The organism is Micromonospora zhanjiangensis (assembly GCF_042650605.1).
In the GTDB taxonomy this organism is placed as follows: domain Bacteria; phylum Actinomycetota; class Actinomycetes; order Mycobacteriales; family Micromonosporaceae; genus Micromonospora_J; species Micromonospora_J zhanjiangensis.
This window is the reverse complement of sequence record NZ_JBHSBN010000001.1, coordinates 130,307-148,911: the sequence shown is the minus strand read 5'-3', so window position 1 is coordinate 148,911 and position 18,605 is coordinate 130,307. Positions and strand designations below refer to the sequence as shown.

Below are 18,605 nucleotides of genomic sequence, written 5' to 3'. Positions count from 1 at the left end.
CTCGTCAGGCCCGGCGGGTGGCGCCCGCCGGGCGGTCCGGGCGGCGCCTCGTCAGGCCCGGCGGGTGGCGTCCGCCGGGCGGTCCGGGCGGTCCGGGGGGTCGAGCCGGGCCGGGCGGTCCCAGCCGCCGGGCAGCGTGGGCAGCGGCAGGTCGTCCCAGGGCACCCGGTCCAGCAGCCGGCGCAGGATCAGACCGACGAGCAGGCCGGCGACGCCGTCGGTGAACCAGTGGAAGTTGAGGTAGGTGGTGGTGAAGATCAGGATCGCCGGCGGCAGCACCCGGATCGCGCGGTAGGCCGCCACCGGCAGGCCCGGCCGGCCGTACGCCCGCAGCAGGGCCGTGAGCAGCAGGGCGATCACGCCGTACCAGACCAGGGCGTTGGCGACGTGGCCGGACGGATACGACTGGGAGTACGTCCCCGGCGGCAGGTCGTTGAAAATCTGCACCGCCTCCGCCTGCGGCAAATACGGCTCGTGGCTGGTCGCGCTGGGCGCGGCCCGGTCGGTCCACAGCTTCAACGGGCCCACGGTGAGGTAGAGCACCACCAGGGCGGCGCCGAAGACCAGGGCCGGCCGGACCGACCGGATCCGCCAGGCGAGCAGCCCGCCCAGCGCACCGGCCACCGGCATCAGCAGCCAGCCGCCCTGGCCCAGCAGGTTGAACCCCCGGGCCGCCCAGTACGCCCAGGTCGGGCGGTGCCCCTCGGCCCAGCCGCTGACCGTCCGGTCCAGGCCGAGCAGCTGCCCCCGGCTCAGCGCGTAGGTCAGCGCGGCCAGCAGGGCGATCAGCAGCAGGTCGTACCACCAGCCGGCCGGGCGGACCGGACGCGGCCGCGTCTGCCGTCGTACCGTCGGAGTTTCCCGCACGCGGACACGCTACCGGCGGCGCCCGGTCGTCCGCCGCCCGCGTCCGCCGCCCGCACAGTCGGTACGGGTCCGACCACCGCCCGCACGGGTGGTGTGGGGCGAGCCACGCCGACGAGCCAGCCGGCCGGCCGACGGGTCATGCTGGACCCCGTGCGCATCACTTCGGCCCTGATCGACCCGGCATTGCTGGACCTCCCCTGGTCCACGCCGCTCGAGGAGTGGCCTGCTGACCACCTTGTCGCACTACCGCAGGGTATTTCGCGACACGTCGTGCGGTTCGTCCGACTCGGTGACACCGTGTACGCGGTCAAGGAGACCGGCGAGCGGGTCGCCGAGCGCGAGTACGACCTGCTCCGCGCCCTGGAACGGATCGACTTCCCCTCGGTCGAGGCGGTGGCCATCGTGGCCGACCGGCAGGACGACGCCGGCGAACCGCTGGACCCCGTACTGATCACCCGGCACCTGCAGTTCTCGCTGCCCTACCGGGCGCTGTTCTCGCACACCCTGCGTCCGGAGACGATGACCCGGCTGCTCGACGCGCTCGCCGCCCTGATCGTCCGGATGCACCTCACCGGCTTCTTCTGGGGCGACTGCTCGCTGTCCAACACGCTGTTCCGGCGGGACGCCGGGGCGTTCGCGGCCTACCTGGTGGACGCGGAGACCGGGGCGCTGCACAGCAGGCTCTCCGACGGGCAGCGCGGCGAGGACCTGGAGATCGCCCGGCTGAACATCTTCGGCGAGGCGTTGGACCTGCAGGCCGCCGGCCTGCTGCACGAGTCGATCGACCCGGAGGTGGTCTGCGACGAGGTGGTCCGCCGGTACGAGGGCCTCTGGCACGAGATCACCTACGAGCAGCAGGTCGAGCGGGACCACCGGCACGACATCGAGCGTCGGATCCGCCGGCTCAACGAACTGGGCTTCGACGTCGCCGAGGTGGCCATGTCCATCGTCGACGGCGGACGGTACCTGGTCCGCCCCAAGGTGGTCGACGCCGGCTACCACACCCGGCGGCTGCTCCGGCTGACCGGCCTGGACGCCGAGGAGAACCAGGCCCGCCGGCTGCTCAACGACCTCGACGCGTACCGGGCCGAGAGCGACCTGATCGACGAGCAGCAGGCGGCCCACCGCTGGTTGACCGAGGTGTTCGAACCGGTGGTCCGCGCGGTGCCGGCGCACCTGCGGCAGAAGCTGGAACCGCAGGAGCTGTTCTTGCAGATCATCGAGCACAAGTGGCTGCTGTCCGAACGGGCCGGCCGGGACGTGGGGATGGCGCCCGCGGTGCAGTCGTTCCTCGCCGACGAACTGGTCCACCGGCCCGACGAGAAGGCCGTCCTCGGCGTCGAGGTGCCGACGGGCTGACCGGTCAGTCGACCTCTCCGGCCGGTGGGGCCGGCTGCGTCGGCAGCGGGCCCCGTGCCGGGCCGGTGTCCGGATCCGGGTCGGTGGGCGGGCCGGCCTGCTTGAGCAGCCAGCTCAGCCCGGCCCGGCGCGCCACCACCGTCAGCCGGTCCCCGGCGGCCAGACGTTCGTCGACACCCGGTGACCACAGCGGGCGGGACTGGCCGGCCCGGGTCAGCGCGATCACCCGTACCGATCGGGGTTGGCCGGCGGCGCCGACCGGCCGGCCGACGAGGAGGGCGCCGGCCACCACCGGCACCTCGGCGATCAGCAGGACGTGCCGTTCCACCGGGATGGTCGCGATCACCGCCCGGTTCAGCAATGCGGCGGCGAACGACGGCGCGGCCAGGTACGACACGCTGCGCGAAATGTTGATGTTGAAGGCCCGCTGGATGCGGCTGGCGAAGTCGCCGTCGAACAGCCGCAGCACCACCCGCAGGTCCTCCTTGACCGACCGCCCGTTCAACGCGGCCTGCAGGTTGCTGACGTCGTCGGTGGAGAGCACCAGCAGCGCCCGGCAACCGGCCACCGAGGCGGCCACCAGGGTCTCCTCCTGGGCTGCGTCCCCGATGATCAGCGGGATGCCGAGCCGGTGGGCGAGCGGGACGCCGCGGGCGTTGGGATCCTTGTCGATGGCCACCACCTCGATGCCAAGGTCGTGCAACTGGGCCATCACCCGGGTGCCCACGTTGCCGAGGCCGACCACCACGACGTGGTCCTCCCGGCGGGGCTGCGCCTTGTCCGCGGTCAGCGCCAACCGGGCGTTGACGATGCCGTCCACCACCGCGGCCGTGATCAGCGGCACCAGCGCCAGCCCGGCCAGGTTCAGCACCACCTCGATGACCTGCACCGGGCCGTTCTTCTCCAGCCCCGCGTCGGCGCCGCTGAGGGTGATCACCACGGCCAGGTAGAGCCCCTGCCGCAGAGTCACCCCAGGCTGGGTGAACGAGAGCAGGAAACCGAAGACCGCGATGACCACCAGGACCACCATGGTGGCGATGCCGATCTTGCGGGTGACGAACGACCGGACCGCCCGGCCGAACACCCGCAGCGGGTTTCGCCGCTGCCGGTCCCGGCTGACCCGGCGGGCGGTCCGCTCGACGTCGGACGGCTGCCCGGTCGCCTCGGCCAACACCAGGTCCGCCTCGTCCTCGTCCTCGGGCAGCACCCGCTGGTCGTTGCGCTCGCGGGTGTCGGCGAGCCCGCACACCACCTGCTCCGGCCGCACCTCGACGCGGCGGGCCACGTGCAGGGTCCGGCCGCCGTGCCGGAAGTAGGTGGGCGTCACCTCGCCGAGCGCCGCCGCCACGAAGGCCGGCGCGGCCATCGACGCGTCGGACAGCACCGCGCAGTCGGGCAACAGCTGCCGTACGCCGTTGGCCAGGCTGCCGTTGAACATCCGCAGCACGACCCGGATCCCCGGCTCCACCGCCTGCGCGCACAGCGCGGCGTGGATGTTGCCGACGTCGTCCTGGCGCATCAGGGCCAGCCCGGCCGCGCCGGCCAGCCCGGCCGCCCGGAAGGTGTCCTCGTCGAGCCGGTCCGACTTGATCAGCCGGATGCCCCGGATCGAGCGGATGTCCGGCTCATTGAGCCGGCGGCGGTGCGGCACGATCACCGTGACCCGGACCGAACCGGTCGACAGCTCGGTGCCGAGCAACGTGTTGACCAGGTGGAAGGCCAGCGCCTCCTGACCGCAGACCACGTAGTGCGGCCGGGCGTCGCCACCCGGGCGGAGCAGCCACCGCGGCTGCCGGGCCCGGTCGCGCCAGAGATCCGCCATGCCGGGATGGTAACGAAGACGATCAACGTTCGCGGGTACGGCCGATCCGCGAGGCGGCTTGCCACCCGGCCCGGTCGGCCGGAGTCTGGGAGCCGGGCCGGATCACCGGCTCCGCCGGGCACCCCTCCCGTACGGGATGAGGTGCGCGCGTGGATCTGTCCCGACCGGTGGGCCGGCTGCTCGGCGTACGCCGGGAGACGGTCGACCCCGGCGGCGGTGGCCCGGCCCGGGTGCCGGCCGGGGTGACGGCCCTGGTCGTCGGCGCCGGCATCGCCGGCATGTCGGCCGCGACGGTGCTCGCCGAACGCGGCGTCCGGGTGACCGTGCTGGAGGCCGGGCGGCACCTGGGCGGCCGGCTGGCGGCCTGGCCGGACACCCTGACCGACGGCACCGGACAGGCCGTCGAGCACGGCTTCCACGCGTTCTTCCGGCAGTACTACAACTGGCGGTCGATCCTGCGCCGGATCGACCCCCGGCTGCGGTTCCTGCGGCCGGTGCCGGGCTATCCGGTGCTGTCGGCGGCCTGGCCGGCGGAGGAGTTCGGCCGGCTGCCCGCGGCGGCGCCGGTCAACCTGCTGGCCCTGCTGGCGGGCAGCCCCAGCCTGCGGCTGCGCGACCTGCGCGGGATGGACCGCCGGGCCGCGCTGCCGCTGCTCGGCTACCACCCGGACCGGACCTACGCCGACCTCGATCGGCGCACCGCCGCCGAGCTGCTCGACTCGCTGCGCCTGCCGGACCGCGGCCGGGCCATGCTGTTCGAGGTCTTCGCGCACTCGTTCTTCAACCACGAGGCGGACATGTCGGCCGCCGAGTTGGTGGCGAACTTCCACTTCTACCTGCTCGGGAATCCGGAGGGGTTGGCCTTCGACGCGCCGGACCGGGACTACGGGACGGCGATCTGGCGGCCGCTGCGGGCGTACCTCGAACGGCTCGGCGGATCGGTGCGCACCGGCCGCCGGGCGGTCGCGGTGGAACCGGCGGGTCGGGCGGCCACGGTGGATCCGGGTGGAGCCGACGCCGTGGCCCGGGCGGCCGGGGACGGGCCGGCGGAGGCCGGTTGGCGGGTGGTCACCGCGGACGGGACCGTGCACACCGCCCACCACCTGGTGCTCGCCGTCGACCCGCCGGCGCTGGTCGCGCTGCTGGCGGGCTCGCCGGCGCTGGCCGCCGCGGCGCCCGCCCTGGCCGCCCGGATCCGCACGCTGACCCCCGGACCGCCGTACGCGGTGGCGCGGCTCTGGCTCGGCGGGGACGTGGCGCCGGACCGGCCGGTGTTCAGCGGCGTCTCCCGGCAGGCCACCCTCGACTCGGTCACCCTCTACCACCGGCTGGAACGCCAGGCCGCGGCCTGGGCCCGCCGCACCGGCGGCGCCGTCGTGGAGTTGCACGCGTACGCCTGCGAACCGGGCCTCCCGGCGACCGCGCTCGCCGATCGGATGCGGGCCGAGCTGGCCGGACTCTGGCCCGAGGTGGGCCGACTGCCGGTGGTCGAGGCACGGGCCCGGGTCGAGGCGCGGGCCCCGTCGTTCCGGCCCGGCGCGCACCCGGACCGGCCGGCGGTGGACACCGGGCTGCCCGGCCTGTACCTGGCCGGCGACGGCATCCGGACCGATTTCCCGAGCGCCCTGATGGAACGCTCGGCCGCCACCGGGATCCTCGCCGCCAACCACATCCTGCGGCATGAGGGCGCGGCCGCCGAACCGATTCATTCGGTACGCCGACACGGCCTGCTCGCCCGTCGCTGATCCGGAAATCCGTTGCCGGCGGCGATTAGTGGATCTACTTTTATCAGCACGCGGAGCTGCACCGACAGCCGCTCGTCGATTCAACTCATATTGCCGAACGACAATTTTCTGCCCCGGTCGACATTCTCGGGAGGAGGACCCGGTGGACGCCGTGCTGGTCATCAACGCCGATCTCGGCCCGCTGCACAAGGTCAGCGTCAAGCACGCGATCCGGATGCTGTGCCGCCGGGTCGCCGAGATCCACGAGGCCGAGCCGGACCGGCTGATCGGCATCTACCCGATGCCGCGGGTGGTCCGGCTGGTCCGGTACGTGGTGACCCGCTGGCGGTTCTCCTCGGGTCCCGCCTGGTCGCGGTCGGGCGTACTGGCCCGGGACGACCGGCGGTGCGCGTACTGCGCGGCCGCGGCGAGCACGGTGGACCACGTGCTGCCCCGGTCCCGGGGCGGCCGGAACACCTGGAAGAACACGGTGGCCGCCTGCTACGGCTGCAACCAGCGCAAGGGCGACCGGACGCCGGCCGAGGCCGGCATGCCGCTGCGGCGGGAGCCGGCCGTCCCGACCTGGGCCGCGCTCACCGCCCGCTGACCGTGCGACCCAGGGCTGCCGGTTCGTGGCCGGCGGACCGGTGCTACCGGCTCGCGCCCGGCGGCCCGGTGCTGCCGGTTCGTTGCCGGCGGCCCGGTCGACGGTTCGTGGCCGGCGGGGACGGGGGTCTCGCCGGCCACGAACCGCCGGTCAACTCTTGCCGACGGCGGCCCAGCCCATGGCGGCGAGGCAGAGCAGAATCACCAGGCCACCCCGGGTGAAGGCGACCCGGACAAGGCCCAGGGCACCCGACCGGAGGCCGGTCAGGCTGGCCTTGGTGACCTTGTAGTCCTTCCAGGCCCGACGGGCCACCGCGTAGGCGATCCCGACGGCTACCCCCAGTACGACACCGATCGTGAGGCTGACAGCGCTCAGAGGACGATCCATCGACACATTGTTAAGTAGCGCTTTACCCGATCGGCATCGGCCGTTCGGCGACAGATCGGGCAATATTGGGTAACCGATCGAACACCATGAGTAATGCGGATCAAAAGTGAATGTTCCTCATCGTTGCCGTGCCGGCGTCCCGGCGAGCGGTCCACCCGGACCGAAGGCCAGCTTGGCGAAGCGTTCACCGATGCGCCGGTCCGCGGCCGGGTCCGGATGCAGCTGGTCCGGCAGCGGCAACTCCGCGAAGTCCGCCTCGCCGTAGAGTTCCCGCCCGTCCAGGTAGGCCAGGTTCGGATCGTCGACCGCCCGTTCGGCAGTGATCCGACGCAGTTCGTCCCGGATGACGGTGAGCGTGAGCTTCCCGGCCGCCCGCTCGGCCGGATCGCCGGTGGCCCGGAACTGCAACGTCCCGGTGCTGAAGTCCGGCGCGCCGGGGCCGGGCGTGTCCTCGTGGATCGGGCAGAGGATCGGCGAGACCACCAGCAACGGGACGTCGGGGTGCCCGTCCCGGACGGTGTCGAGGAAGCCGTGCACCGCCGGGCCGAAGGCCCGCAACCGCATCAGGTCGGCGTTGACCAGATTGATGCCGATCTTCACGCTGATCAGGTCGGCCGGGGTGTCCCGCATCGCGCGGGCGGTGAACGGGTCGAGCAGGGCACTACCGCTGAAGCCCAGGTTGATCAGCTCCACGCCACCCAGGGCGGCGGCCACCGCCGGCCAGGTCGCGGTGGGATCCTCCAGGTCCGAGCCGTGGCTGATCGAACTGCCGTGGTGCAGCCACACCGGACGACCACGGTCCGGCGCGGGCACGACCGGAGCGTCGGTCCGCAGCGCGACGAGTTCGGTGGCCTCCCGTTGCGGCAGCCAGATCTCGACGTCCTTCTCGCCGGCGGGCAGCTCGGCGAACCGGAGAGTGCCGACCGGGCCGGGCCGCAACTTCACCCCGCCGGTGCTCATGTCGATGGTCCGGACGTTGCCGCCGGCCGCCGTCGCCCGCGCGACCGACCGCCCGTCGACCAGCACCTCGTAGACGCCCTCCGGCCGGGGTGGGACCCCCCGGTAGACCGTCCTGGTCGGCAACACGTCCAACTCGACAGCGGTCGCCGCGGTGCGGAAGACCAGCCGTACGCCGGAGGGCATCGCCTCCGCCATGGCGAGCTGCCCGTCGGCGCACTGCGCGCGGGCCCGGGCCGGTAGTCGGTGCGGTAGTACCCCGCGTTCGGTGCGTTCCAGGTCGAGCGCGCCACGCAGCAGATCCATGGTGATGAGCGTGGTGGTCCAGTTGTCCGGCCGGGAGTTCATGAGCTCCAGCCTGCCGACCGGACATCAGAACGGCAGGTGATTTTGCGCCACCTGTGGCACAGGGCACCCCTAAGGTGCAACCGTCTCGGCTTTTGACGGGAGCTGTTGTGGCGTCCAAAGGTCGACTGGAAGTCTCGACCCCTTTTGCGCGCTTTGCTTACTACAATTCGTCACCCCAGCGTGCCATGCTGTTCGCATCTACCCTGGGAAGTAGCGCAGGAGCGACGAGGACGGGGGCAGCGAAGATGGCCACGGAGACCGGCGCTGAGTTGATCGAATTCGGTGAGATTTCCGCCGAGGAGCAGCAGGGCATGCTGGAGCGTGCGGCACGGAGCCTGCTCAACCTGACCGCAGCAGAGTTCCGGCAACGCTGGGAGGCAGGGCTCTACAAGGAAGACGAAGACCCCCGGGTCACACAGGTGGCAATGCTGCTGCCCTGATGCCTGGCCGGAGCCCGTACAACGCATACAGCGCGTTCGTGACCCCACTCGCGAGCGCGCTGTCTTGCGTCGCGAGAGCGAAGATCGTTTGCACGAGGGGCGGCAACAGCCAACTCGGCAAGGTCCACCTACTTCTGCTAGGCGGCGTTGACGAAGGTGCCTACGTCAAACTCAAGGGTGATGTTGATCTAGAGCTACGCGCACGGATGCGGTACGAGATCATCGAAGATGACCGCGAGGGTATGGGGCCGTACCGCGTCACCACTCGGTGGTACGAATACTCACTTCAGGAATCCGGTGGTCAAGCGGTCGTCGAGTACCACTGGCACCCGGGTGGGCTGTCACACGAGGACCGCCCGCACGTGCACCTCGGCACCGCCCAACTTCGGCCCAACGCTGTCATGACGAAGAAGCAGCACCTGTTGACCGGAAGGGTGACCTTCGAGCAGGTGATTCGCCAAGCCATCGAATACGGCGTCGAACCACTGTGTGCCGACTGGGACGACAGGTTGACGGCAGCCGAGACGCCGCACGTCCTGTACCGAACCTGGAGCGTTGCGCCGAACATGCGCTAACGAAGACGAAAGCCAGTGCCGGGGCCCGGCCGCCGGCACGAACGGACGGCGGCAAGCTCGACCGGAAACCGTCGGTGCCACTCGGAGCCCCCGGCCGGGATCGAACCGGCGACATCTCGCTTACAAGGCGAGTGCTCTGGCCAACTGAGCTACAGGGGCAGTTGTTCGGGGTCAGCATAGCCACTGACGTCGGGTTTCGGCCCTCTCGAAGCGGTTCGACGAGCGGGAAGATTGCCTGGGCGACCGGACGGTAGCGGGCCGTAGCGGAACGCGGCGACCAGCACTGTCCCATTGATAGTCGGCCGTGCCTCGATGACCGGAATGTACGTTCGTCCGGTCTCATTCGGCGGCGCCCACCTTGGCACAACGCGAAAAGCCGTTTACGGTGGCGTGACGCGGACGACACCCCGACGCTGCCCTGGCCGCCCGGCTCGTCCTCCGCCTGGCCGGCACACGCGTGCCGGTCGCTCCTTCACTCGGATCGTCCGGCACGTTCCTGCCGGTGAAAGGAAGCACCTCACCATGGCCACGGTTACTTATACCGACGCGAGCCGGATCTACCCCGGCACCGAGCGTCCCGCGGTGGATCACCTCAACCTCGAGATCGGCGACGGCGAGTTCCTCGTCCTGGTCGGCCCGTCCGGTTGCGGCAAGTCCACCAGCCTGCGGATGCTCGCCGGCCTGGAGGACGTCGACGAGGGCTCGATCCACATCGACAACCGGGACGTCACGCACCTGCCCCCGAAGGCCCGCGACATCGCGATGGTCTTCCAGAACTACGCGCTCTACCCGCACATGACGGTGTACGAGAACATGGCGTTCGCCCTCAAGCTGCGCAAGACCTCGAAGGCCGAGATCGACCGTCGGGTCAAGGAGGCCGCCGCGCTGCTCCAGCTCGAGGAGTACCTCGGCCGCAAGCCGAAGGCGCTCTCCGGTGGCCAGCGCCAGCGGGTCGCGATGGGCCGGGCGATCGTCCGGGAGCCGCAGGTCTTCCTGATGGACGAGCCGCTGTCCAACCTCGACGCGAAGCTGCGGGTGCAGACCCGTACCCAGATCGCGACGCTGCAGGCGAAGCTCGGCATCACCACCGTCTACGTCACGCACGACCAGGTCGAGGCCATGACCATGGGCCACCGGGTGGCGGTCCTGCTCGACGGCGTCCTCCAGCAGGTGGACACCCCGCGGGCGCTCTACGACACCCCGGCCAACGTGTTCGTCGCCGGCTTCATCGGCTCGCCCGCGATGAACATCAAGACCGTCCCGCTGACCGACGGTGGCGCCAAGTTCGCCGACATGATCGTGCCGCTGACCCGCGAGCAGGTGGCGGCGGCCAAGGCCGAGGGCGGCGAGAACAAGGTGACCGTCGGGTTCCGCCCGGAGGACTGCGACCTGGTCAGTGCGACCGAGGGCGGCATGCCGGTCGTCGTCGAGCTGGTCGAGGACCTCGGCTCGGACGCCAACGTGTACGGCCACGCCGCGCTCGAGGGCTCCTCGGAGCGGTTCGTCGTGCGCACCGACCGGCGGCACATGCCCAACATGGGCGACACCGTCTACGTGAAGCCGCGTACCGGCCAGAACCACGCGTTCCACGCCGTGAGCGGGTCGCGCATCTGACCGGCGAGCACCCGTGCGAGGGCGGTCCGCGTTTCGCGGGCCGCCCTCCGTCGTTCGTAGTACCCGGGGACTACCGCGAACGTGGCTCCGTGGGTTGATCCGGTAGTCGGTCGCGCACTCGTACGGTCCTGGTCGTTGCCGATCGAACGACCGAGGAGACGCCGTGAACGCGCAACTGGACGCCCAAACCCCGATCCGCCCGACCGGGGTCGGCCGCCCCGGCCCGAGCCGGTGGCCGCGTCGGCTGGTCCGGGCCACGGGGCGGGCCACGCTCTACTGCGCCCTGCTGCTGCCGGTCGCGGTGGCCGCCCTGCCGACCGGCCTGGCCGGCGGGGCGGCTACGACCGCCAACTGGTGGCGGACGATGCGGACCAGGGTGCTCGGCGCCGGTCCGGAGCCGGCCCGGCGTACGCCCGGCGTGCTCGCCGCCGCCGGCCACGCCCTGCTCAGTCTGCTGCTCGGCGCGGCGGCCCTGGCGCCGCTCGGCGTCCTCGTGCTCATGGTGTTCCGGGGCGTCCTCTACGGCCTGGTCGACCCCGGCCCGTACGACACGTCATGGGGTGGTCCGACCAGGGCCGGCGCGTGGTTGGCGCACTTCCTGGTCGGCGTCCCGTTCACGCTGGCCTCGCTGGCGGCGCTGGTCGGCATCGCCGCCGTGCACCAGCGGCTGACCCGGGGCCTGGACGGGCACCGGCGGGCCGGCTGGTTGGTCCCGGTAGCCCTGCTCGTCGCCCTGGCCGGTGGCCTGTTCGTCTTCGCCTGGACCCGGCAGATCTGACCGCCACCCGCCACCCGCCACCCGCCGGGCGCCCGGGAGCCGACACCGGGTCGCCAGGCGGGGGCCGTCCCGGACCGTCAGCGGGCCGCGGCGCGGCGGCGGGCCACCTCGGCCAGGGTCACCGCGGCGGCGACGCTGGCGTTGAGCGACTCGACCTCGGAGACCATCGGGATGCTGACCCGCAGGTCGCAGGTCTCCCCGGCCAGCCGGGACAGCCCACGGCCCTCCGAGCCGACCACCACCACCAGCGGTCCGACCGCGATCTCCAGGTCGTACAGATCGGTCTCGCCGTCGGCGTCCAGGCCGACGACCATGAAACCGGCCTGCTGGCAGGCCTTGAGCGAGCGGGTCAGGTTGGTCACCTGGCTGACCGGCACCCGCGCCGCCGCGCCGGCACTGGTCCGCCAGGCGGTCGCGGTGATCCCGGCGGCCCGTCGTTCCGGTACGAAGATCCCCTGCGCGCCGAACGCCGCGGCGGACCGGATCACCGCACCCAGGTTCCGCGGGTCGGTCACCCCGTCCAGTGCGACCAGCAGCGGGGCGGTCTGCTCCAGCGACGCCGTGACCAGATCCTCGAACGGCTCGTACGCGAACGGCGGCACCTGCAGGCCGATGCCCTGGTGCAGCACGCCCCCGGTCATCCGGTCCAGTTCGGCGCGGCTGATCTCCATGATCGCGATGCCCCGGTCGGCGGCCGTGCGCACCGACTCGTTGACCCGGTCGTCGATGTCTATGCCCTGCGCCACGTACAGCGCGGTGGCCGGCACCTGGGCGCGCAGCGACTCCAGCACGGGGTTGCGCCCGACGAGCAGCTCGGGGGTGTCCCGGGCCGGGTTGGACCGGCGGCCCGGCGCGACCCGCGGCCCGGACCGGGTCGGCGTCCGGCCGCCCGCGCCCCGGCCGCCGGCGCCCCGGGTCGGCACCTTGGCCGCGCCGGCGCCCCGGCCGCCCTTGCCGGTGGCGCTGCCCGCACCCCAGGTGGTGTCCTTGGTGCCCGGCTTGCCGATCTTGGGGGCTCGGCCCTCCTCGGCCGCCGCGCGGCGCTCCTTCTCCTGCTTCCAGGCGGTGCGCTGCGGCAGCTTCTCGGTGCCCGAGTAACCCTTGTGCCAGGGCCGCTCGTCGGCCGGCAGGGTGCGTCCCCTGCCGGCCAGCGAGCCGCGGTTCTTGCCGCCGGAGCCCTTCTGGGCGCTCGACTTGGTGGTCACCCGTCGGCCACGGCGCTGCGAGTTGCCGGCCATCAGTCCTGCCCTCCAATAGTCCAACGCGGCCCCTGCGGGGTGTCCTCGACGACGACGCCGGCCCGTTTGAGCTGGTCGCGCACCGCGTCGGCGGCGACCCAGTCCTTACGGCCGCGGGCCTGGGCGCGCTGCTCCAAAGCGAGCGCGATCAGGGAGTCCACCACGCCGCGCAGGTCGTCCGCGCGGCCGCCGCCGGTCCAGGCCCGGTCCAGGGGATCGACGCCGAGGATATCCAGCATCGCCCGGGTGGCGGCCAGTGCCGTGCGCACCGTCACATCGTCCCCGCCGGTGAGGGCGGTGTTGCCGTCCCGGACCACCTCGTGCAGGACGGCCAGCGCGGCCGAGGTGTTGAGGTCGTCGTCCAGCGCGGCGGTGAACCCGGCCGGGAGCCCGCCCGGCTCGCCCGCGCCGACCCGCTCGACGGCCCGCTGCACGAACCCCTCGATCCGCCGGTACGCGGTCGCGGCCTCGCGCAGGGCGTCCTCGGAGAAGTCGATCCGGGACCGGTAGTGCGCGGCGACATAGTAGTAGCGCAGCTCCACCGGGCGCACCCCGAGCCCGGTCACGTGGTCCAGGTCGAGGACGTTACCCAGCGACTTGCTCATCTTGGCCTCGCCCAGGTTGAGCAGGCCGTGGTGCACCCAGAAGCGGGCGAACGGCAGGTCGGCGGCCTGGGACTGGGCGATCTCGTTCTCGTGGTGCGGGAAGGTCAGGTCCAGCCCGCCGCCGTGGATGTCGAACTCCGGGCCGAGGTAGCGCCAGCACATCGCCGAGCACTCGATGTGCCAGCCGGGCCGACCCCGGCCCCACGGCGACGGCCAGTACGCGTCGGCCGGCTCGTCCGGCTTCGCGCCCTTCCACAGGGCGAAGTCACGCGGGTCGCGCTTGGCCCGGTCGGGGGCGTCCCCGGCGGGCTGCATGGCGTCCGGCGACTGCCCGGACAGCGACCCGTACGCCGGCCAGGAGGCCACGTCGAAGTAGACATCGCCGGAACCGTCGGTGGCCGGGTAGGCGTGCCCGGTCTCGATCAGCCGGGCGATCAGCTGGTGCATCTCGGGGATGTGCCCGGTGGCCCGCGGCTCGTACGTCGGCGGCAGCACGTTCAACGACCGGTACGCGTGCTCCAGCTTGATCTCGTTGGCGTACGCGATCGCCCAGAACGGCCGGTCCTGCTCGACCGCCTTGGCCAGCACCTTGTCGTCGATGTCGGTCAGGTTGCGGATAAAGGTGACCTCGAAGCCACGGTGCAGCAGCCACCGGCGCAGCACGTCGTAGTTGACCCCGGAACGGAGATGGCCGATGTGCGGTGCTGACTGGAGGGTGAGCCCACACAGGTAGACCCCCACCTTGCCGGCTTCCCGCGGAACGAAGTCCCGCACCGTACGGGTGGCGGTGTCATACAGGCGTAGCGTCACCTCACAAGGGTAGCCGTCACGCCTGTTCCGGGTTGACCCGAGCTTCCCGCCAGGGTATGTGCCCGACCGGGTCCGCGTACGCTGCGGGAGTGGCGGAGGCGGGCGGGCGTACCGGTGAGACGGCGCAGACCCTGGACCGCGGCCTGCGGCTGTTGCATCTGGTGGCGGACGCGCCGGGCGGTCTGACGGTGACCGAGGCGGCGGCCCGGCTCGGCGTCGGCCGGACGGTGGTCTACCGGCTGGTCGGCGCGCTGGTCGAGCACGGCCTGGTCCGCCGGGACGCCGGCGGCCGGCTCCGGCTCGGCGCCGCCGTGCTGCAGTTGGCCCGCCGGGCCCAGCCGCTGCTGGCCGACGGCGCGCTGCCGGCGCTGCGCCGGCTGGCCGAGCAGACCGGCGCCACCGCCCATCTCACCGTCGTCGAGAACGGCGAGGGCGTCGCACTCGCCGTGGTCGAGCCGAGCTGGACGGCGTTCCACGTCGCCTACCGCACCGGGTCCCGGCACCCGCTCGACCGCGGGGCCGCCGGCCAGGCGATCCTCGCCGGCCGCGCCGGGCAGCCCGGCCCGGTCGCCACCACCGGCGAGTTGCAACCCGGGGCGTACGGGGTGGCCGCGCCGGTGCTGGACGTGCCGGGGTTGGAGGCCAGCGTCGGGGTGGTGGCGCTGGCCCCACTGGACGTGACCGTCGTCGGCGGGCAGGTGCTGGCCGCGGCGGAGGCGGTCGGCCGGTCCCTGGCCTGATCCGGCCGGTCCGGCGGTCAGCGGCGGGTGCTGACCACGGCCAGGGTGGACCAGGGCGAGAACGTGCCGAGGTAACCGGTGCGCACCCGGTAGTAGTAGGTGGTCTCCGGGCCGACCGTGGGATCCGTCCAGGTCGCGCAGGTCGGGAGCGCGAGGGTGACCAGGCCGGAGCTGAAGGTCGGGTTGGTCGCGCGTTGCAGTTCCACGCCGTCGGCGAAGGACCGGTTGGTCCAGAACAGCCTCGGCGGCCCGACCTGCGGCACCAGCGCGGTCAACCGGACCGGCGCCAGCAGCGGGACGCAGCCGGGAGCCAGGTTGGACCAGGCCGAGTGTCCGGTCGGGTACTCGGCCCGGACCCGGTAGTGGTAGGTGGTGTTCGGCAGGACGTCGCCATCGGTGTGCCGGCTGATCGCACCCGGCAGGACCATGCTGGTCAGGCCGGTGGCGAAGGACGGGTCGGCGGACCGCTCCAGCCGGTTGCGGACCGCCGGGGTGGCCGGGTCGCCGTGGTTGGTCCAGACCAGCACGATCGCGGGGGGCACGGTGGGTGTTCCGCAGGCCGGCGTGGCGACCAGTCCGGTCGGTACGTCCGGCAGCAGCCGGACCACCGGGTCCCGGTCGACGTCCGGTGGACGTCCGGTGGGGATACGGGCAAGCCTGTCCGACATCGGCCCACTCCTGTCTGTCCCGGCGGGGCCCTTCCGGGCCGTCCGCGCCTCGACCCCACCCGCACCATGCGGTGACTGTCGGTAGTAAGTCAACGACAGAAGGCGCCCGTGTTGCCAGGGCTACCAATCCGACACATCGGCTCCGACCAGCACAAACGGCATTAGCCATCGAAAAGGACAGCCATCCGCGCCGGCAGCACACCGTGACGGGTCCGGCCGGGCGCGGAACGGGGCCCGGTCGACAGGCGACCGGGCCCCGCGCGACGTACCGACTCCGGGTTACCGCAGCGGCGTCTTCACCGCCGCGTAGGCGTCGACGATGCCGTGACCGTAGAAGCCGTTGAAGCTTCGGCCGCCCGCGCAGTACGCGTCGAACTCGGCGCTGCGGCCGACGTCGACGTACGACACCAGGCGCGGCTCCGGGCAGGCGTGCTCGGCCGCGGTCCGGTAGAGCTGCCGCTCCACCGCGTCCGGGTCCATGGTCAGCCCGCCGTTCTTACGGTCGGCCTTGCCGAACCGGCTGACGATCAACGCGGTGACCCCGGCGGCGTGCGGCGACGCCATCGAGGTGCCCTGCAGGTAGGTGTAGTAGCCGCACTCACCCTTGCGGTTGCACTCCTTGTAGACCAGGTCCTCGTTGCCCGGCACGATGTTGCCGTTCTCGTCCACCGAGCCCTCCTCCTGGAGGACCTTCTTCGGGTACGTCGACAGGATCTCGTTGCCGTTGGTCCGGTAGGTCGGCGTGCCGAGCCCGTCCCGGAACCAGCCGCCCGGCGCAGCCACCGAGATCTGCTCGGTGCCGTAGTTGGAGTAGTCCGCCTTGCGGCCCGACGGGCCGAGGGCGGAGACCCCGATCACGTGCGGACCCTCGGCCGGCAGGTCGAGGCAGGTGTTGTTGTCGATCGGCCGGTCGTACGGGTCGCTGCCGTAGTCCGGGCTGGACCCGTCGGTACGTGGCGCGCCCAGGTCCTCGTGGTTGTTGCCCAGCGCGCCGACCAGGGTGACGCCGTGCTTGTGCGCGAAGTTCAGCGCCCGGGTCATGCCCTTGATGATCGCCCGCTGCTCGGCCTGCGCCTCCTTCGAGTCGGCCGGGTTCGCGGTGCAGTTGTAGAGCCACGGGTCGACGTAGAACGACATGTTGACCACGTCGAGACCGGCCTTGCCGGCGTAGACCAGCGCGTTGACCACCGGGTCGAGGAAGAAGTAGCCGGAGTCCTGGCCGCCCTTGAGTTCGACCAGGGTCACGTTCGGTGCGACGCCGGACAGGCCGAACCCGTTGGCGGCGGCGCCGATGGTGCCGGCGACGTGCGTGCCGTGCCCGCCGTCGTCGGTGCCGACCGGGTCGAGGCAGCTGGCCACCTCGCACGGCCCGTCGATGTCGGTCTTGTCGGGGGCGAAGTTGCGGGACAGCGACCAGCTGAAGTTGGGCGCCAGGTCGGGCTGGCTGGCGTCCAGGCCGGTGTCCAGCACGCCGACGGTGACGCCCCGCTTGCCGGGCTCGACCGCGCGGGCCTTGTCGGCCCGGATCATCTCCAGGCCCCAGAGCTTGTCGTCCAGCGGGTCGGCCTTGGTGGCCCGGTTCTTCTCGGTGCCCTTGGACTTCCGGTCGGCGAGCAACTGTTCCCGCTCGACCCCGTCGAGCCGCTTGGCCTTTGGGGCCACGCCGATCGCGCGCTTCTGGCTGGCGCCGACCAGCGCGGACGACGCCGTCGCCCGGGCGGCGAAGCCGGCGGAGTCGCTGACCACCTGGAACATGCCCACGTCGTCGGTCCGGGAGACGACCGTGCCGCCGGCCGCCTTGATCGCCGCGACGGCCGCGTCGGCGGAGACACCGTCCTCGGCTACCACGGTGTATTCGGTGGTGCTGCCGGTACCGGCGGTGGCCTGCGAGGCCGGCACCGTCACCACGAATGCCAGGGCCGCCGCGGTCGCGACGGCGCTGGCGGTGAAGCGTCTGCTCACCACATGGATCCTCTCGTTGAGGGACGTGGTGGCCATCACACCCGATGATCAGGGTGTTCGCCAGGGGGGCGACCGGATTATGGGGCTTTGTAGGCGGAGGTCGACGCCGGTCGGCCGTCGCCGACGAGGGCCGGTTGCGCTGGCGGGGCGTCCGGTACGGACGGCGCGGCCGTCCGGTCGGTGCGCAGTTCGGCGAGCCGGACCAGGGCCACTCCGGCGACGATGAGCGCGCCACCGAGCAGTTGGATCGCGGTCGGCAGCTCGTTCAGCACCAGCCAGGCGATCAGCACGGCGAAGATCACCTCGGTCAGCCCGACGAACGAGGACAGGTGCGCGCCCAGCATCCGTACGCTGACCACGCCGGTGACGTACGCGAAGGCGGCGGCGACCAGCGACAGGCCGAGGATCGGCACCAGCCAGCTGGTCCGCTGCCCGGCGAAGGTGACCTCGCCGAAGGTGGCGTGCAGCGGCAGCACCCGCAGCAGGCCGAGGACGGTCAGCAGGAGCGCGCCGACCGCCATCCCGCCGCTGGCCATGGCGACCGCCGGTACGCCGGTGTCGGCGCGGGAGGCGATCACGAAGTAGCCGGCCAGCCCGAACGCCGCGCCCAGTCCCCAGAGCACGCCCACCGGGTCGGGCCGGCCCGCGCCGGTCAGGTCGAGGATCAACACCAGCCCGACCAGGGCGACCGCGGAACCGACCAGGGTCAGCCGTCCCGGTCGCTGGCCGCGGACCAGCCACAACCAGCCGACGACCAGCACGACGCCGAGGTACTCCAGCAGCAGCGCCACCCCGACCGGCAGGTAGCGGACCGCGTTGAAGAAGCACGCCTGCGCGGTGGCCACGCCGAGCGCCCCGAACAGCCCGATCAGGCGCAGGTTGCCGCGCACCGTTTGCCACCGGCCGCGCAACGACCAGACCGCGGGCGCCACCAGGACCAGGGCGGCGATGCCGACCCGGGCGATCACGGCAGCCTCGGCCGACCAGCCGGCCTCGAGCAGGCTGTGCGCGAACGTCCCGGACGTGCCGAAGCTGAGCGCGGACAACAGGGCCAGGATCAGGCCGATCCCGGCGGACGAACGGTGACGCATCGCCTCTCCCCCT

General features: G+C 72.3%; 17 protein-coding genes and 1 tRNA gene. 8 read left to right on the top strand and 10 right to left on the bottom strand.

Going from position 1 to position 18,605, the window contains the following annotated elements:
- Positions 1-51 precede the first annotated feature (51 nt).
- Positions 52-867 (bottom strand): phosphatase PAP2 family protein, encoded by an 816-nt coding sequence (locus ACFOX0_RS00695; RefSeq protein WP_377541396.1) that lies wholly within the window; start codon positions 865-867, stop codon positions 52-54.
- 138 nt (positions 868-1,005) lie between these two features.
- Here ACFOX0_RS00695 and ACFOX0_RS00690 point away from each other — a divergent pair, with 138 nt between their 5' ends.
- A complete protein-coding gene (locus ACFOX0_RS00690; RefSeq protein ID WP_377541395.1) occupies positions 1,006-2,226 on the top strand; it encodes a DUF4032 domain-containing protein in 1,221 nt (406 codons plus the stop codon).
- Between the two features lie 4 nt (positions 2,227-2,230).
- On the opposite strand, the gene ACFOX0_RS00685 is transcribed toward ACFOX0_RS00690, so the two are convergent.
- Positions 2,231-4,048, bottom strand: a complete 1,818-nt coding sequence (locus ACFOX0_RS00685) for a potassium channel family protein (protein WP_377541394.1) — start codon at positions 4,046-4,048, stop codon at positions 2,231-2,233.
- A 149-nt stretch (positions 4,049-4,197) separates the two neighbouring features.
- On the opposite strand from ACFOX0_RS00685, the gene ACFOX0_RS00680 reads away from it, so the two are divergent.
- Complete coding sequence (locus tag ACFOX0_RS00680; protein ID WP_377541393.1) at positions 4,198-5,793, top strand: FAD-dependent oxidoreductase; 1,596 nt, start codon at positions 4,198-4,200, stop codon at positions 5,791-5,793.
- A 142-nt stretch (positions 5,794-5,935) separates the two neighbouring features.
- Positions 5,936-6,379, top strand: a complete 444-nt coding sequence (locus ACFOX0_RS00675) for an HNH endonuclease (RefSeq protein ID WP_377541392.1) — start codon at positions 5,936-5,938, stop codon at positions 6,377-6,379.
- A 150-nt stretch (positions 6,380-6,529) separates the two neighbouring features.
- Here the strand turns inward: ACFOX0_RS00675 and ACFOX0_RS00670 are convergent, their stop codons facing one another.
- The gene (locus ACFOX0_RS00670; protein WP_377541391.1) at positions 6,530-6,766 is read right to left on the bottom strand and encodes a hypothetical protein; all 237 of its coding nucleotides are present in this window, start codon (positions 6,764-6,766) and stop codon (positions 6,530-6,532) included.
- Between the two features lie 117 nt (positions 6,767-6,883).
- On the bottom strand, positions 6,884-8,071 hold the full coding sequence (locus tag ACFOX0_RS00665) for a GDSL-type esterase/lipase family protein (protein ID WP_377541390.1): 1,188 nt from the start codon (positions 8,069-8,071) through the stop codon (positions 6,884-6,886).
- Between the two features lie 245 nt (positions 8,072-8,316).
- On the opposite strand from ACFOX0_RS00665, the gene ACFOX0_RS00660 reads away from it, so the two are divergent.
- Together ACFOX0_RS00660 and ACFOX0_RS00655 are read left to right on the top strand one after the other, a co-directional pair.
- Positions 8,317-8,511 carry a hypothetical protein gene (locus ACFOX0_RS00660; protein WP_377541389.1) on the top strand — a complete coding sequence of 65 codons (195 nt, stop codon included), beginning with the start codon at positions 8,317-8,319 and terminating at the stop codon, positions 8,509-8,511.
- 38 nt (positions 8,512-8,549) lie between these two features.
- Positions 8,550-9,086, top strand: a complete 537-nt coding sequence (locus ACFOX0_RS00655; protein ID WP_377541388.1) for a hypothetical protein — start codon at positions 8,550-8,552, stop codon at positions 9,084-9,086.
- Positions 9,087-9,171: 85 nt separating this feature from the next.
- Here the strand turns inward: ACFOX0_RS00655 and ACFOX0_RS00650 are convergent.
- Positions 9,172-9,245: transfer RNA gene (locus ACFOX0_RS00650), tRNA-Thr, on the bottom strand.
- A 363-nt stretch (positions 9,246-9,608) separates the two neighbouring features.
- Between ACFOX0_RS00650 and ACFOX0_RS00645 the strand changes: the two genes are divergently transcribed.
- Both ACFOX0_RS00645 and ACFOX0_RS00640 read left to right on the top strand, forming a co-directional pair.
- Entirely contained in the window at positions 9,609-10,700 is a 1,092-nt protein-coding gene (locus ACFOX0_RS00645; RefSeq protein WP_377541387.1) for an ABC transporter ATP-binding protein, read from the top strand.
- Positions 10,701-10,863: 163 nt separating this feature from the next.
- Positions 10,864-11,478, top strand: coding sequence for a hypothetical protein (locus tag ACFOX0_RS00640; protein WP_377541386.1), 615 nt, complete (start codon positions 10,864-10,866; stop codon positions 11,476-11,478).
- Between the two features lie 77 nt (positions 11,479-11,555).
- On the opposite strand, the gene rlmB is transcribed toward ACFOX0_RS00640, so the two are convergent.
- Complete coding sequence (rlmB, locus tag ACFOX0_RS00635) at positions 11,556-12,716, bottom strand: 23S rRNA (guanosine(2251)-2'-O)-methyltransferase RlmB (protein ID WP_377541385.1); 1,161 nt, start codon at positions 12,714-12,716, stop codon at positions 11,556-11,558.
- Positions 12,716-14,131 carry a cysteine--tRNA ligase gene (cysS, locus tag ACFOX0_RS00630; RefSeq protein ID WP_377541384.1) on the bottom strand — a complete coding sequence of 472 codons (1,416 nt, stop codon included), beginning with the start codon at positions 14,129-14,131 and terminating at the stop codon, positions 12,716-12,718. Before cysS ends, rlmB begins: the two co-directional genes overlap by 1 nt.
- A 56-nt stretch (positions 14,132-14,187) precedes the next feature.
- Here cysS and ACFOX0_RS00625 point away from each other — a divergent pair, with 56 nt between their 5' ends.
- Positions 14,188-14,871, top strand: a complete 684-nt coding sequence (locus tag ACFOX0_RS00625) for an IclR family transcriptional regulator (protein WP_377541382.1) — start codon at positions 14,188-14,190, stop codon at positions 14,869-14,871.
- A gap of 17 nt (positions 14,872-14,888) precedes the next feature.
- Here ACFOX0_RS00625 and ACFOX0_RS00620 read toward each other — a convergent pair whose 3' ends face one another.
- From ACFOX0_RS00620 to ACFOX0_RS00610, 3 genes are all read right to left on the bottom strand, one after another.
- Positions 14,889-15,539 carry a hypothetical protein gene (locus tag ACFOX0_RS00620; protein WP_377541381.1) on the bottom strand — a complete coding sequence of 217 codons (651 nt, stop codon included), beginning with the start codon at positions 15,537-15,539 and terminating at the stop codon, positions 14,889-14,891.
- Between the two features lie 279 nt (positions 15,540-15,818).
- Complete coding sequence (locus tag ACFOX0_RS00615; RefSeq protein ID WP_377541380.1) at positions 15,819-17,501, bottom strand: S8 family serine peptidase; 1,683 nt, start codon at positions 17,499-17,501, stop codon at positions 15,819-15,821.
- 77 nt (positions 17,502-17,578) lie between these two features.
- Positions 17,579-18,592 carry an EamA family transporter gene (locus tag ACFOX0_RS00610; protein WP_377541379.1) on the bottom strand — a complete coding sequence of 338 codons (1,014 nt, stop codon included), beginning with the start codon at positions 18,590-18,592 and terminating at the stop codon, positions 17,579-17,581.
- Between the last annotated feature and the right edge of the window lie 13 nt (positions 18,593-18,605).